General features: G+C 63.0%; 14 protein-coding genes. 8 read left to right on the forward strand and 6 right to left on the reverse strand.

The features are described from left to right. Nucleotides 1–121: 121 nt before the first annotated feature. Together rpsO and KIT79_04145 are read right to left on the reverse strand one after the other, a co-directional pair. A complete protein-coding gene (gene rpsO / locus KIT79_04140; GenBank protein MCW5828488.1) occupies nt 122–391 on the reverse strand; it encodes a 30S ribosomal protein S15 in 270 nt (89 codons plus the stop codon). A gap of 196 nt (nt 392–587) precedes the next feature. Beyond that, nucleotides 588–2216 carry a hypothetical protein gene (locus KIT79_04145; GenBank protein ID MCW5828489.1) on the reverse strand — a complete coding sequence of 543 codons (1629 nt, stop codon included), beginning with the start codon at nt 2214–2216 and terminating at the stop codon, nt 588–590. A 424-nt stretch (nt 2217–2640) separates the two neighbouring features. Between KIT79_04145 and KIT79_04150 the strand changes: the two genes are divergently transcribed. The 4 genes from KIT79_04150 to KIT79_04165 all read left to right on the forward strand — a co-directional run bounded on the left by KIT79_04150 (nt 2641) and on the right by KIT79_04165 (nt 6686). After that, the gene (locus KIT79_04150; protein MCW5828490.1) at nt 2641–3900 is read left to right on the forward strand and encodes a 4-hydroxybutyrate CoA-transferase; all 1260 of its coding nucleotides are present in this window, start codon (nt 2641–2643) and stop codon (nt 3898–3900) included. A gap of 45 nt (nt 3901–3945) precedes the next feature. Then, on the forward strand, nt 3946–4563 hold the full coding sequence (locus KIT79_04155; GenBank protein MCW5828491.1) for an OmpH family outer membrane protein: 618 nt from the start codon (nt 3946–3948) through the stop codon (nt 4561–4563). Between the two features lie 161 nt (nt 4564–4724). Then, a complete protein-coding gene (locus tag KIT79_04160; GenBank protein MCW5828492.1) occupies nt 4725–5921 on the forward strand; it encodes a lipid-transfer protein in 1197 nt (398 codons plus the stop codon). 147 nt (nt 5922–6068) lie between these two features. Next, nucleotides 6069–6686, forward strand: a complete 618-nt coding sequence (locus KIT79_04165) for an inorganic pyrophosphatase (GenBank protein MCW5828493.1) — start codon at nt 6069–6071, stop codon at nt 6684–6686. Nucleotides 6687–6715: 29 nt separating this feature from the next. On the opposite strand, the gene KIT79_04170 is transcribed toward KIT79_04165, so the two are convergent. Together KIT79_04170 and KIT79_04175 are read right to left on the reverse strand one after the other, a co-directional pair. Then, nucleotides 6716–7414: an O-methyltransferase gene (locus tag KIT79_04170; GenBank protein ID MCW5828494.1), complete on the reverse strand. Its 699-nt coding sequence runs from the start codon at nt 7412–7414 to the stop codon at nt 6716–6718. Nucleotides 7415–7418: 4 nt separating this feature from the next. Then, nucleotides 7419–8393, reverse strand: coding sequence for an OmpA family protein (locus KIT79_04175; GenBank protein MCW5828495.1), 975 nt, complete (start codon nt 8391–8393; stop codon nt 7419–7421). A gap of 96 nt (nt 8394–8489) precedes the next feature. Between KIT79_04175 and KIT79_04180 the strand changes: the two genes are divergently transcribed. From KIT79_04180 to KIT79_04190, 3 genes are all read left to right on the forward strand, one after another. Beyond that, on the forward strand, nt 8490–8948 hold the full coding sequence (locus KIT79_04180) for a hypothetical protein (protein ID MCW5828496.1): 459 nt from the start codon (nt 8490–8492) through the stop codon (nt 8946–8948). Nucleotides 8949–9073: 125 nt separating this feature from the next. Further along, nucleotides 9074–9457 (forward strand): PilZ domain-containing protein, encoded by a 384-nt coding sequence (locus KIT79_04185; protein MCW5828497.1) that lies wholly within the window; start codon nt 9074–9076, stop codon nt 9455–9457. An 18-nt stretch (nt 9458–9475) separates the two neighbouring features. After that, nucleotides 9476–10753, forward strand: coding sequence for an MFS transporter (locus KIT79_04190; GenBank protein MCW5828498.1), 1278 nt, complete (start codon nt 9476–9478; stop codon nt 10751–10753). Here the strand turns inward: KIT79_04190 and KIT79_04195 are convergent. Next, complete coding sequence (locus KIT79_04195) at nt 10739–11803, reverse strand: acyl-CoA dehydrogenase family protein (protein MCW5828499.1); 1065 nt, start codon at nt 11801–11803, stop codon at nt 10739–10741. The two genes, KIT79_04190 and KIT79_04195, sit on opposite strands and share 15 nt — an antisense overlap. Nucleotides 11804–11873: 70 nt before the next feature. Between KIT79_04195 and KIT79_04200 the strand changes: the two genes are divergently transcribed. After that, a complete protein-coding gene (locus KIT79_04200) occupies nt 11874–12299 on the forward strand; it encodes a nuclear transport factor 2 family protein (GenBank protein ID MCW5828500.1) in 426 nt (141 codons plus the stop codon). An 11-nt stretch (nt 12300–12310) separates the two neighbouring features. On the opposite strand, the gene KIT79_04205 is transcribed toward KIT79_04200, so the two are convergent. Continuing rightward, entirely contained in the window at nt 12311–13402 is a 1092-nt protein-coding gene (locus KIT79_04205) for a DUF2804 family protein (GenBank protein MCW5828501.1), read from the reverse strand. Nucleotides 13403–13431: the final 29 nt, after the last annotated feature.

Genomic DNA, 13431 nt, shown 5'->3' on the forward strand with positions numbered 1-13431 from the left:
TCGTTTTTGTTGCTGCCTCTGTTTCAACTCTTTTCAAACACCGAGACCCCGGGCCCAAACGGAGCCGGGGTCACAGGATGCGCACGGAGCGGATGGCCGCGCGCCAGCGGCCCCGCTCTTCCTACTTGCGCAGGTCGAGCGAGCCGATGAGCTTCTTGTACCGTTCGAAGTCGGTGCGCTTCAGGTAGTCCAGGAGCCGCCGCCGCTGGCCGACCAGTTTCAGGAGTCCGCGCCGGCTGCTGTGGTCCTTCTTGTGAGCCTCGAAGTGCGACTGGAGACTGTTGATCCGCTCGGTCAGGAGCGCGACCTGCACTTCCGCCGAACCGGTGTCGGTGCCGTGCTTGCGGTACTTACCAATGACTTCTGTTTTCTGGGTCTTTTCGAGCGACACTGCTGTCTGCCCTCCGAAACGGCAGCCTCGTCAACGGGCGCCGCGTTTAGGGGCCAACCGGCCGAGGGAAGGCCAGTGGTCCAGATTTTAGCTGCGCGCGGTGTTAGTCCGCCGTGCCGGGGAAGTAAAGATAGCCGGTAACAAAGGAATTCAGATGGAAACCAGCAGTGCCTGTTTCCTCATGAATTACAGATAGTTACTTTCCGAGCGCCCTATCCTCTTCTTCCATCCGGCAGGAGGTCAGTGTGCGGCCGGGAAACGGGCAGTAAAACAGTGCGGCCCGGCCATCAGGAACCACCAGCCTGCCACGGACCGGTATGGTCCCGTAACCGCCAAGCCACCGGCTGAACCGTTTCCAGCCATCAAACTGCCGGAGTTCCCCCGGATACCGCTCACGGTAGACGAAGCGGACCTCTTCCGGTCCGGCAGATACTTCGATCCGGTCCGGCAGCCATTCGATGAACTCATGCGCAGGCATCGCGGCTTCCAGAAGCCCGACAACCGTATCTGGCAGCGAGATGCCAGGCCGGACCCGCACTTCGAACGACTCATCCAGAAGCAGGTCGATTTCGAGCGGCGGCAGCGTTTCACTGGCAGCCGGTGGTTCCGGCTGCAACCGTATCCACCGGAACCCCTCATCGGTAGCAAGCGGCGGGTGGCCCGTCAGTGCAAGCACCTCATCGGAAAAGACCGGTGAAAGACCTGCTGGCGTGAGATCCCGTCCGTCTGGAAGAACCGCGGCGAAATAGGCGTCCAGGCTAAAATACGGAAGCAGGTCTGGCCGTGTCACCCGAACCAGCCGAAGCCGCGGCGAAACGTCATCCCCGAAATGGCGAGGCGTCCAGAGATTCGTGCCGACAGTAACCCTGCCACTGCCAGGCATTTCATCAATCCGCCACGCCAGTTCTGCGCGAACCGACCTGTAGTAGGCGTTCACCGGATCGTAGAACCTTTCCTCTGCGGCCAGCCGCCAGTAGACCCCTAGGATTCCGGCCACCGAGAGAACAACGGCCGCGAGAACTGGTGCCAGCCCAGTGGCCGGATACCGTCGCCCAGCCCAGGCCAGCGTCACGGCGGCCCCGAACGCCATCGCCGCGATCATCGGAGTGAGGATGAACCAGTGCACCGGTACGGCGCCAAAATAGAGGACCGTGTGCAGGGCGGCAGCCGCAAACAGCAGGCGGTACACGCTGAAGATTCCGGTCGTCCCGTTTCCGCCATCCCGGCCCAGCAGGCCGCCAACCGAGAGCACCATGACCGGAGCGGTCGCCATCCAGCGCCAGTGCTTGAATGCCGTGGCTGCAGGATTCTCCAGGACACCGTGCAGTTCTACAGCCGAGGATCCCCCCGAATGGTAAAGCACTTGGCGCACGAACCGGGCAAGGCCGAACAGGCCGCCTTCGGGCGCCATGTAGACAAACGCCAGCCACCCAAAGAAGGCCATAACCGGCGTCCACACCAGCACAATCGCCCGCCGCCGGTTCGGCAGTCCGGCACCCCAAAAAATCCAGTGCACAGTCACCGTCGCAAGGGTTATCAGCGCCGGCCAGCAGAGACACAGGCCCAGAGATGCCACCCCGGCCAGCACTCCGAGCCTGCGCCCGTCCGGCCGCTCCCGGTACCGGACATAGGCCATAATGATAGCCAGCCCAGCCAGTGTTGACGGCGCTGCGACGAGATCCGCCACACGGGCCGTCAGCACCAGTCCCGGTAGAAATCCTCCCAATGCGAGAACCAGCAACGAGACGCCCGGAAACTCCTTTTCTCCCCGCGCCGCCAGCCGCCAGCCGCCAGAGGCAGACCAGAACCAGCAGTGACGCGGCAAGATCCGGAAGACGGGAGCCCCAGTAGTTTTCACCCAGCAGCCTGAAGAGCCCGGCCATCAGCATCGGATAAAGCGGGGGCTGGTTAACGTAGTAGTCAGGGATAGCCAGGTTACGCCGCGCAGCCCGCGGCACAAGGCCGTCATGAAACAGGCCGTCCCGTGCGTACGTCAGCGCGCAGTCAACGTAATGATTCTGCCGCCACATGCCGGCGGGCCGCTGCCAGTCTTCCGCTGCCGGCCAGAACCGGACCATCGTCCCCGCCAGAATGAGGACAACTACGGCCAGCCGCCGCATTCCGGCAGACACCGAGACCCGGGATGAAACATCCACGGAAGGCATCCTATTACCGGCAGACATCGAAATCATTCAGGAGTTTTCGCCTCCTTTCCGTTCCCGGCCGGACCGGATACACCCGGATTCCGGATGAAAGTTCTTCCCACCCCCGACGATGCGGTGCTTTCCCTCCCCAGGGGCGCACGGGTGCTCCTGCCGCCCGGATGCGGCGAACCGGCCGCTCTCGTGGACGCACTGGTCCGAAATGCAGACAGACTCGAGGGGATTCACATCCAGGGCGGCTACACGGTGAGCGATGCCCGGTGGCTCGATCCGGAACTCCCGTTCCGGTGGACGACGTACCACTACACACCCAAAGCCAGGGCGCTGGAGGCCGAAGGCCGGGCCCACTATGCCCCGATCCGCTACTTCGACATGCTGACGGAGTTTGCCCCCGGTGGAGCGCAGGCGGCAGATGCCATTCTGGTGCAGGTATCGGAACCGGACCCCGGCGGCAGGTATTTTCTGGGAGTTTCGTCGAGCTACCCCTGGCCGCTGGCGAAAAAGGCTCCGCTCGTCATCGCACAGATAAACCCCCTCTGCCCCCAGACACCGGGGCCGGAGGGGTTTCTGACAGAGGCCGACATCGACATCTCCTGCCGTGCGGAAACTCCGGTGCTGGAGTATTCCAAGGCAAAGGGGACACCGGAGGAAGCCGCCATCGGCCGCCATATTGCCGCGCTGGTGGAGGATGGCTCCACAGTGCAGGTAGGCGTCGGCGGTGTCCCCGAAGCACTGATGGGATTCCTGAAGGACCACAGGGATCTCGCCCTACACTCCCTGCTGGTCGATGCCGGCATTGATCTCATCAGGTCAGGGGCCGCCAACGCGAGGTTCAACCCGGTAATGCCGGGATGCCATGAACTGGGCGAAATCATGGGCTCCCGCGCCCTGTACGGTTTCGTTCACCAAAACAGACAGATCGCTCTCCGGTCGTCGGAGATCGTCCACAACCCGCTGGAGATCGCTCGCCGGCCGAAGTTCGTCAGTGTGAATTCCGCAATCCAGGTGGACCTCACCGGGCAGGTGAATGCCGAATGGATCGGCGGCAGGCAGGTGTCGTCCGTGGGCGGAGCTTTTGATTTTCTCACCGGCGCGTCGCTTTCACCGGGCGGCAAGGGCGTGATCGGACTGCCCTCCACGGCCGGGAAAAACGGGGAGTTGAGCCGCATCGTGACCCGCCTCCCCGAAGGAACACCCGTCACCATACCCCGGTATCTCGCCCACCATGTCGTGACTGAGCACGGCGCAGCGAACCTGAAGGGCCTCAATCTGGAAGACCGCCGCCGGGCCCTGATCGCCATCGCCCATCCCCGGCATCGCGAAGCGCTGGAGAAGGGCGCGATCTGAAAAGGTTGCACCGGGCGAAGCCTTTGGGTAGGCAACCCGGTCAGCATGGGTATGAAACCAGCCACCGTTTTCCAGATTGCCGCGATCCTGCTGGCCGTGGTCTTCTGCCTTCCGGCTCATTCGCAAACGTCCGCGCAGGCCCCGGCCCGCAAGGATCATGAACTGGCGCTGGTGGACATCCAGAAGGTCATCAACCAGTCGGTTCGCGGCCGGCAGAGGCGCGAGGAGTTCCTCAAGAGCGTCCGCGCCCGGGTCGCCGAGGTTGAATCGTACCGCAAGGAAGTGGACACGCTGAACCGCCAGCTCGCCGAGAAGCAGAAGGCCGTGACGGCCGCGCAGTTCGAAAAGCACCGCGCCGACGCCGAGCGGCGGGTTCGCGACCTGCAGCGAAAGGCAGAGGATATCTCCGAGGAACTCCAGCGCCAGGAAGGACGTCTTGCCTCGGATCTGGCCCTGGACATCAAGGCCGTGGCGGCCGACTATGCCCGGAAAAAGGGTTATGACCTCGTGCTCGAGTCGGGCCAGCACCTGATACCGTACAAGACCCCCTCCGTGGACATAACCGACCAGATCATCCGTGAGTATGATGCCGCTGTCTCGGCACCCTCGCCTTCTCCCCCGGCCGCACCCGCTACCCCCAGCAGGGGCGGCGGGAAGAAATAACGGGCTCTGGCCCCGTCCCGGCCCCATTTTCCGTTTCCCCCAAACCGGTTTGCCACTGACAGGCCAATCAGCTAGTTGACTCGCCAGTCAATTTCGGGGTGCAGCCTCCCCATGAGGGGGGAGGGGCGCGCCACCGGAACCCACCAAGGAGAAACAGAATCATGGGCAAGAAAGTATTCGTGGTCGGCGTCGGCATGACCAAGTTCGAAAAGCCGGGCAGCCGCCCGAACTTCGACTATCCCCAGATGGTCAAGGAATCGGGAACCAAGGCGCTCGAAGACGCCGGAATCCCTTACACGGAGATCAAGCAGGTGGCCGCCGGCTACTGCTACGGCGACTCGACCTGCGGAGAGCGTGCGGTCTATGAGCTGGGCCTGACGGGCGTTCCGATCTACAACGTGAACAACAACTGCTCCACCGGGTCAACGGCCCTGTTTCTTGCCAAGCAGCTCGTCGAGGGCGGCCTCGCCGACTGCGTGATGGCAGTGGGATTCGAGAAGATGCAGAAGGGCTCGCTCGGATCCAACTTCCAGGACCGCACGAACCCGATGGACAAGCACATGATGGCGATGATGAAACTCCGCCAGTTCGCGCCGGCTCCGCCCGCGCCGCAACTGTTCGGCAATGCGGGCCGCGAGCACATGGAGAAGTACGGCACCAAGAAGGAGCACTTCGCCAAGATCGGCTACAAGAACCACAAGCACTCGACGAACAACCCCTACTCGCAGTTCCAGGATGAGTACACCTTCGAGCAGATCATGTCGGCCCCGGTCGTCTATGAGCCGCTCACCAAGCTCCAGTGCTGCCCGACCTCGGATGGATCGGGTGCGGCGATCCTGTGCGACGAGGATTTCGTCAAGAAGCACAATCTTCAGTCCAAGGCGGTGGAGATCATCGGCATGGCTATGGCTACCGATTACCCCAGCACCTTCGAGGACAAGAGCTGCATCAAGATCGTGGGCGGTGACATGACCAAGGCCGCCGCGAAGAAGGTCTACGAGCAATCAGGCTATGGACCGGAGAACGTGAACGTCGTGGAACTGCACGACTGCTTCTCCTGCAACGAGCTCATCACCTACGAGGCGCTGGGCCTCTGCCCCGAAGGACAGGCCGGGAAGTTCGTGGACGAGGATGCGTTCACCTACGGCGGCAAGGTTGTCGTCAATCCGTCGGGCGGCCTGATCTCGAAGGGCCACCCGCTCGGCGCCACGGGTCTTGCCCAGTGCGCCGAACTCACCTGGCAGCTCCGCGGCAAGGCCGACAAGCGGCAGGTGAAGGACGCCAAGATCGCCCTCCAGCACAACCTGGGACTGGGCGGCGCTGCCGTCGTGACGATGTACAAGAAGGCGTTCGCCTGATCCCGGCGTCCTGACGGACAAAGCCAGCTCAAAACGCCCCGGCCTGATTGAATCGGCCGGGGCGTTTTCTTTCCGGCTTGCCCTGACTCCAGCCAATTGGACACAGTCCGCGTGATGGACAAAACACCGGCAGGGCAGCTCCTTTCCATGCGTGTGCAGGCCCACCCCTGGCACGGGATTCCGCCCCATCCTGACGGCACGAACCTTGTGAATGCTTTTATCGAGATCGTTCCTGCTGACACCGTGAAATACGAGATCGACAAGGAGTCGGGGCACCTCAAGATCGACCGCATCCAGCGGTTTTCAAGCCTGTGTCCCACGCTCTACGGGTTCATTCCCCGGACCTATTGCGGTACGGAGGTGGGCACCCGCTGCCGCGCCCGCACGAATTCCCCGGAAAAAATCTCCGGCGACGGTGACCCCATGGATATCTGCGTACTGACCGAGCGGACAGTGGCGCACGGTGGATTTCTTTGCCGGGCAAAGGTCGTCGGCGGACTCCGGATGATCGACGGCAGCGAGGCCGATGACAAGATTGTCGCCGTGCTGGAGGATGACCTCGCCTATGGGAAGTTCGACGACATTGCAGAGTGTCCGGCCGGACTCATCGAACGGCTCAGCCACTACTTCCTATCCTACAAGCAGTTCCCCGTGGATCCGGCCCGCAAGGTGCGTATCGCCGAGGTTTACGGGCGGGACGAGGCGCTGGAGACGATTCGCCTCAGCATCACAGACTATCAGGGAAAGTTCACCCCCACCGGGTAGCGGTCCTGGATCGCGTTCCGGTTGGGCTGTCATCGCCTGCGGGGTTTCACTGGCCTCGGCCGGACAATCCCCAGTCCCACCCCATCTCCCAGCGGGAGCACCTGCCCGTCAATGCGCGGATGGTTTACCAAATACCGGTTGAATTCGCTCAGGGCCTTGGTGCTGGAACGGTAGTGTGCATTTTCCGGTTTCTTCGTGCCCGCCACGCGGCCCGACCAGAGCACATTGTCTGCAACGATCACTGCACCCGGCCTCATGTGCGGAAGGGCCAGTTCCACGTAGCCGATGTACTCTTCCTTGACGGCATCGATAAACAGGAAATCGATCCCGCTGCCCTTCCAGCGGTTCAGGAGATCCAGCCCCGGCACCAGGTGAAACCTCGCCTGCGGCAGGACGCCCGCCCGCTTCAGCATCGCCTTGGCCCGCTGGTGGCGTCCGGCATCGACATCCGATGTGTGCAGGCGGGCTCCCTTCGGCCCGTACTCCTTCAGGGCCCGGGCAATGAACAACGTGGAGTATCCAATGGCCGTACCCAGCTCGACAGCAGTTTTCGGCCTGCTCATGGCCACCAGGGCAGTGAGGAGCCGTCCCAGGTCCGACGAGACAATCGGGATATCTTCGCGCGTTCCCCGCCGGAACAGTTCACTCGCCAGGGGGTCGAGCGGCGGCCCCAGGCGCTCAAGATAGCGGAGGACTTCCGGACGGGTCGGCGACAGGTCGGTCGACATGGTCTTACTTCACCGGTTTGGTGGCGGTGGGCTGGTCCGGAATGAGCGAAATCTCGATCCGCCGGTTCCGGCTTCGTCCCGTTGCCGTATTGTTACTGGCAACCGGCCTGTGAAAACTGGCCCCGGCGGCAGCCATGATCTTCGGTGGCACACCCTCGGACTCCAGGAACCGTACGACCGTGACGGCCCGTGCGGTGGAAAGTTCCCAGTTGGTCGGAAATCGCGTCTGGAGCCGCTCGGAAATCTGCTGGTTATCGGTATGTCCCTCGACGAGCACACGGCGGTCCTTGGTTTTCTTCAGGATGCCGGCCACCTTGCGAAGCACCTCCTGGCCCTTGCGGTTCAGCTCTGCCGATCCGGAATCGAACAGTACCTGATCGAACAGGTCGATCTGGATGCGGCCGAGCGACTGGCTGATCGCAACCGATTTCTCCTCGATCTCGCTTTTCAGGCTCTGCACAAGACCGTCATAGGTTTCAGTCACTTCGCTCAGTTTCCGGGAAGCCAGTTCCGCCTGCTCACGCACCCGGGACAGTTCCTGCTGGGCGGCTTCCTCGCGGCGACTGGCCCGTTCCCTGGCTTCGGCAAGCTGCGCCTCCATCGCCGACACCTGCTCGGAACCCTCGGCGCGGGCCTTTGCGATCTCTTCCGACAGCTTCCGCATGCGTTCGTCGGCCGCCTGCCGCTCGACGGCCATCTCGGCTTCCAGCTCCGCTGTTCGCTGGCGGAGCCGGGCTGATGTTTCCTCCAGATCAGCCTGCAGGGCATCGGCCCGTGAGAGCAGTTCCACCGAGCGCTGACGCTCGGCCTCAAGGTCGGCTGTCAGTTCCTGGACCTTCTCCTGACTGGTACGGTTCTCCGAACTGACCTTGTCGTAGTCTGCCCGGAGAAAGTCATACGTTGACTGCGAAACGCAGCCGCCCGCCATCAGGGACAACATTGCAGTCCAAATGCACCCGCAGGTCCGTTTTCCGCTCATTTCCAGATATACCGTCCTTGTGAAAATCCGCCCTGCCCCGACAGCTTCCGTACCCGCTTGCGGCGGCGGCGGCAACCGGATTACACCCATGTTTCGATGGTCAAGATATGTCCCCACTGCGGAAGTTACTGGTTCGGCGGCCGCTACTGCCAGAAATGCGGCCCCGAAGCCACGCTGATCGATTCCTCGTCGGTCGAGGCCGAGCGGTGGAACCGCCGCCGCCGGGTGGATATCCGTACACTCTATTTCGCCCGCAGCGGGATGCTTCTCGGTGCCATGTCGATGATCGCCGCGATGGTTCTGATCCTGGTGCTCTGGGAAGAGACTGTCCGCAGCGGCGGCGGCGCGCTGGAGCGGTTCCTCGTGTTTCCGAAGGTGATCCTGCCGTTTCTCGCCTTCAACTGGCTCGTAAACTGGGTGTTCAAGCGGCAGGTGCTCAAGGACCAGAAAACCTACGGACAGACATTCAGCGGTTCGCCCGATGGCGCCGAAAGCGAGGAAGCGGCCCTGCTCCGCTCCCGCCGCAAGCCCCGCGCAACGACCGGCACGCACTGAATCTCCCGGCGCATGTCTCCCGCTTCTTACGAACCACAACGGTAACCGGTATCGTGCGCCTGCCGGCATGCAAATCTTGTCGAAAGGCCTTGTCACTGAATACGCTATCAGCTCCGGATGGAGAGGTGGATTTCTACAGCGTGAAAGGCCCGTTCACCCTGAAGGACAAGCGTCGGAAATTCCGCACATCGGTCAAGCTCGTGACCGAGGACGGCCGGCAAACGCACCGGTTTTTCCGGTCGGTGGACATCAGCACGAGCGGCATCTCGCTTTCGACCGAGTTTCCCCTGGATCTTGGCACACCCGTTGTCCTGGATTTCATGCTGCCCCAGACGCCTGAAACCGTCCGCATTGCGGGCGAGGTGATCCGCCATATCCGCGAGGAGCCCAGGCGGCAGACGTCAAAGGTGATCGGCATGGGGGTCAAGTTCCGTGACATCCAGCCGGCCCACGTGCAGGTACTCAAGGGTTTTATCCAGGGGGGCGGCGATGCCACCAGTCCCAAGTAACGGTCCGGGATGTGCCCGGTGACCACCGAGACAGCTGACAGACGTCCACCCGATGCTGCCTGGACATTCACGCTGCTCGTCCTTCTCAATCTGGCCAACTACATCGACCGCCAGTCGCTGTCGGCCCTGCTGCCGCTGGTGAACGCCGAACTGGGGCTTTCCGACACCCAGGGCGGACAGCTCGGGAGCCTTTTCCTCGTCAGCTACATGTTCGCGGGCCTCTTGCTCGGTAACCGGCTGGACGCACTCCGCCCCTGGCGCACGCTCGGTATCACCTGCATTTTCTGGTCAACGGTGGCAGGAGCCGGGGCATTCGCACCCGATTTCACCTTCCTTGCCACGACACGTCTCCTCCTTGGCGTCGCCGAAGCAGTCTATGTCTCCATTGCGCCGGTACTCGTGGCGCTCCTGTATCCCGAACACCGCCGTACCAGAATGCTGTCTGTCTTTTCACTGGCGATCCCCGTGGGATCCGCAATGGGCTTCGCCCTTGGCGGTGTGCTGGGCGAGGCCGTGGGCTGGCGCGTCTCGCTCATGATTACCGGCTTCGGCTCGATTCCGCTCGGACTGCTGGCGCTCCGCATGGCCGAACCGGAGAGCCGGCCCGCGGCAGCCAGTGAACGCCACCCGCTCCTTTCCTCCATTGCCCGCCTGATGAGGGACAGCCGTTACCGGGCCGTTGCCCTTGGCGGCGCGGCGGCAACCTTCACCTTGGGGGCCTATGCCCTGTGGCTCCCGACCGACCTCGTCCGCCGGTTCAGCCTGCCGGTGGGGACCGCCGGGATTCTCTCCGGCGGCGTCATCGCCGGAATGTCGCTGGTTGGAACACTCGCCGGCGGACTCGCCGCCGAGCGGCTAGAGCGCAAGTCCCCGTGGGCGATTTACTGGATTCCTGCCGCAGGGCTTCTCATGGGAGCCTTTGCGGCGCTGCCCTACTTCTTTGTCCAGAGCATAATACCCGCCCTCGCCGCGCTGGCTGTCTCCGTGCTGCTCATCTTTGTCCATGTGGGCCCCACGCAGCGGGCCATCCTTAACCGCTCGCCAGAGGGATTTGCGGCCATGGCGTTCGCCTTCAATGTCTTTTTCATCCATGCGGCTGGGGACGTCTGGAGCCAGCCGCTTACCGGCTGGCTGTCCGATCGGGCCGTCTCGGCGGGACAGACTCCCGCCGGTGCACTCCGGGACGCACTGTTCTGGGTCGGAGTTCCGGCTCTTTTCGCGGGAAGTTTCTTCTTTTTCCGGGGTGGCCAGATCGAACGGCTGGAAAATCGGCCGCCCGCTTTATCCGGCGGCTAACGTCGCCACAATCTTTGCCCGCGCCCGGGCCGCAAACCGGGCCGAACCGGCAGTGGCCGTGATCTGCCTGAGGGCAGCGGGGGGGTCCGGCCACAGTTTTTCCAGTTCCGCAGCGAGCGAACCGGCATGGGCGAGCAGTTCGAAAAATCCGTACCGCCGGGGAACAAGCCCTTGACGGTCGGCACCTTCCATCTCCTCATCCAGCGACGCAGCCGAGCTCCGGGCGAGCGTGACCAGCCCTTCAGCGGCGGCAACGAGTTTGCCGACGACGGCCGCCCGGTCCGTGTTACCGGCGGCAGAGCCAGCGAGTTCGCGGGAAAAGCGCCTGACCGACGCCGCGAGCCAGCTCGCCATCAGTGCATCTTCCCACTGGCGGAACGGCTTGACGATTTCAGTCCATCCATTCGTCTTGATGCCCGCAGGCCCAAGCCGCGAGCCGGAAGGAACCCGTACTTTCTCCATCGTGAGTATCCCGTGGGGAGCGGATCCGGTGACGCCGTGAAGCGGCATCTCCGTCACCGTAAGGCCCGGCGTATTGCGGGAAACAGCGAACACGCCGAGATCACGGCCGCCAGGGGCTTCCCCGCAAACGGCAAGGACAAGAAAAAGCGTGCCCACTGGCCCGCCAGTCGTGAACGCCTTGCTGCCGGTAATCGTCCAGAAGCCCTCGCCGTCTTTTGCGGCACAGGTCGAAATCTTCCCCGGATGGGATCCCACTCCCTGCTCGCTGGCTCCCATACAGAAAAGGCCCGGCTCCGAAGCGTGCAACAGCTCCGGCGCCAGGCGGCGGAGCACCATGAAACCCATGACGTAGTGAACCGTGAGGGTGAGCGAAACGCCGGGGTCCATGCCCCCGCGGGTAAGGCCCTCCATCACTGCGGCCGCACAGGCCGGTGACGGGAGTTTTTCGCCCGGAACCAGCCAGCCCCGGCTATTCAGGATCGCCAGCAGCCTTGTCCACTCACCGGGATTCGCCGGCCGCTGAAGCTCCTTCAGCAGGCCGCCGGCCAGGGCGGCCGCTTCGCCAGACAGTGCATCAACAGCAGGCATTGGAAAACCTCCGGACCCGCATACTATAGCAGCCGGGCTCCCCACGAGCCCCAGCGAAAGGAAACCCCGCATGGATCCCCGCTCCCTCAAAGTCGCCGAGATGTTCGCCAATCTCAAGGATACGGCCCGCGCCGATGCCATCCTCAACGATCTTTACGATCCTGCATGCGTCTTCATGGATCCGATCCAGAAGGCCGAGGGACTGGAGGCGATCCGGGCGATGAACCGCAGGCTGGCCACCAAGATGGGCCCGGTCACGGTAAAGCTGCTCGGCGATGCGCTGGAAGACCGAACGCTTGTGATCCGCTGGGTGATGACCTTCAAGGCGCCGTTCATGCGGAAGTCCGGCAACCTGGAGGGTGTTTCCTGGATGGAGTTCAATGCCGCCGGCAAATGCACCAGACACACTGACTACTGGGACATGGGTGGACTGCTGGATGAGGTGATTCCCATCGCCAAACCCCTGCATGACGTGGTGCGAAAACTGGCGGGGTGACCGGACGGCCGTCAGGCGGGAATGCTGGCGTATTCCGCGCAACCGTAATAGTCGCTGATCTCATGGGTTTCGCCGGCCGCATCCATGATCCGGCCCCGGAACCGGCCGCATTTCTGGTGATAAATCCCGAATGGGCGCAGGCTTACCGTCTTCCCGCCTTCGGGAAAGAATGTCACGTCGATGTTCCCGGCTTCGTCAGTGGCCCGCCACGGCTTCATGGGATCGCCCCAGTCGGCCTCGAAGTGCACCGGATCGCAGACTGAAAGCCGGTTATCCACCCACAGGCAATTTTCAGCCCAGTAGGAGTCCGGCTTCTGCGGCGTGTGCGCGAGGTCGGCACCGACCAGCCGCCCTTTCCGGTCGAAACCGCCGAAGTTGAACCAGCGGTAGTTCAGGCCCTGCAAGCTCGGATGCAGCTTCAGGTCATCCATGTTGGCAATATCCCGGTCCGGACGGAATTCGAGACGGTCACTCCCGATACGCAGCGAGCCCTCGACCGGCATCTGTGCCTTGTGGTTATAGATGAATCCGCCGCCACGGATGGGCGACATGAGCACCAGCGGCTGGATCCTTCCCGGTTCCTCATGCCACACGAGTTTTCCCTGCACGGCCGGCTTCTGCCCGCTGGCGGCGATATCGATACTGACCTCGTGATGGCCCAGTTCCAGCCGGTGCACGATTTCCAGCCGGTATCCCCGGCCGTCAAACCGGGTGAGGGAATCCCATGTCGATGCGGGTACACAGGCCTGCCCGCGAAATCCGGGCCGGTCATGGGAAAAGTAGAATCCGGTTTTCCGGTTGTACCCGTATACGACGGCGAGCGAAGCTGCCTTCGCATCGACGACGATCATTCCCAGATACCAGTCCGGGTGGGCGATTCCGGCTCCGATCCATTCGACGAGCAGCGGCGGCGACGGCCAGCTTTTCCCGGCCCCGCGCAGCAGCGCCGATTCCGCGAGGTTCATGTCCCGGACGGGAGCGGTAAACATCCCGAGCCGGATCAGCCCGTTCTCGACGATCCGTTCCGGTGCGGGCTCCGGGGAAATCCGCTGCTCTCCCGGCTTTCGGGAACTTTGGTAGTAACGGGATTCCGGCCCGATCATCCGTAAAACCTGCCTTGCACAGCGTAACC

It is taken from the genome of Deltaproteobacteria bacterium (assembly GCA_026129095.1).
Classification (GTDB): Bacteria; JAGRBM01; JAGRBM01; order JAGRBM01; family JAHCIT01; genus JAHCIT01.

Bases quoted from the DNA above. Each gene is read 5' to 3' on its own strand.
- KIT79_04150 (MCW5828490.1), top strand. From the start codon at position 2,641: ATGAAAGTTCTTCCCACCCCCGACGATGCGGTGCTTTCCCTCCCCAGG.
- KIT79_04200 (MCW5828500.1), top strand. From the start codon at position 11,874: ATGGATCCCCGCTCCCTCAAAGTCGCCGAGATGTTCGCCAATCTCAAG.
- KIT79_04180 (MCW5828496.1), top strand. From the start codon at position 8,490: ATGGTCAAGATATGTCCCCACTGCGGAAGTTACTGGTTCGGCGGCCGC.
- KIT79_04205 (MCW5828501.1), bottom strand. From the start codon at position 13,402: ATGATCGGGCCGGAATCCCGTTACTACCAAAGTTCCCGAAAGCCGGGA.
- KIT79_04195 (MCW5828499.1), bottom strand. From the start codon at position 11,803: ATGCCTGCTGTTGATGCACTGTCTGGCGAAGCGGCCGCCCTGGCCGGC.
- KIT79_04170 (MCW5828494.1), bottom strand. From the start codon at position 7,414: ATGTCGACCGACCTGTCGCCGACCCGTCCGGAAGTCCTCCGCTATCTT.
- KIT79_04165 (MCW5828493.1), top strand. From the start codon at position 6,069: ATGCGTGTGCAGGCCCACCCCTGGCACGGGATTCCGCCCCATCCTGAC.
- KIT79_04175 (MCW5828495.1), bottom strand. From the start codon at position 8,393: ATGAGCGGAAAACGGACCTGCGGGTGCATTTGGACTGCAATGTTGTCC.
- KIT79_04155 (MCW5828491.1), top strand. From the start codon at position 3,946: ATGGGTATGAAACCAGCCACCGTTTTCCAGATTGCCGCGATCCTGCTG.
- KIT79_04160 (MCW5828492.1), top strand. From the start codon at position 4,725: ATGGGCAAGAAAGTATTCGTGGTCGGCGTCGGCATGACCAAGTTCGAA.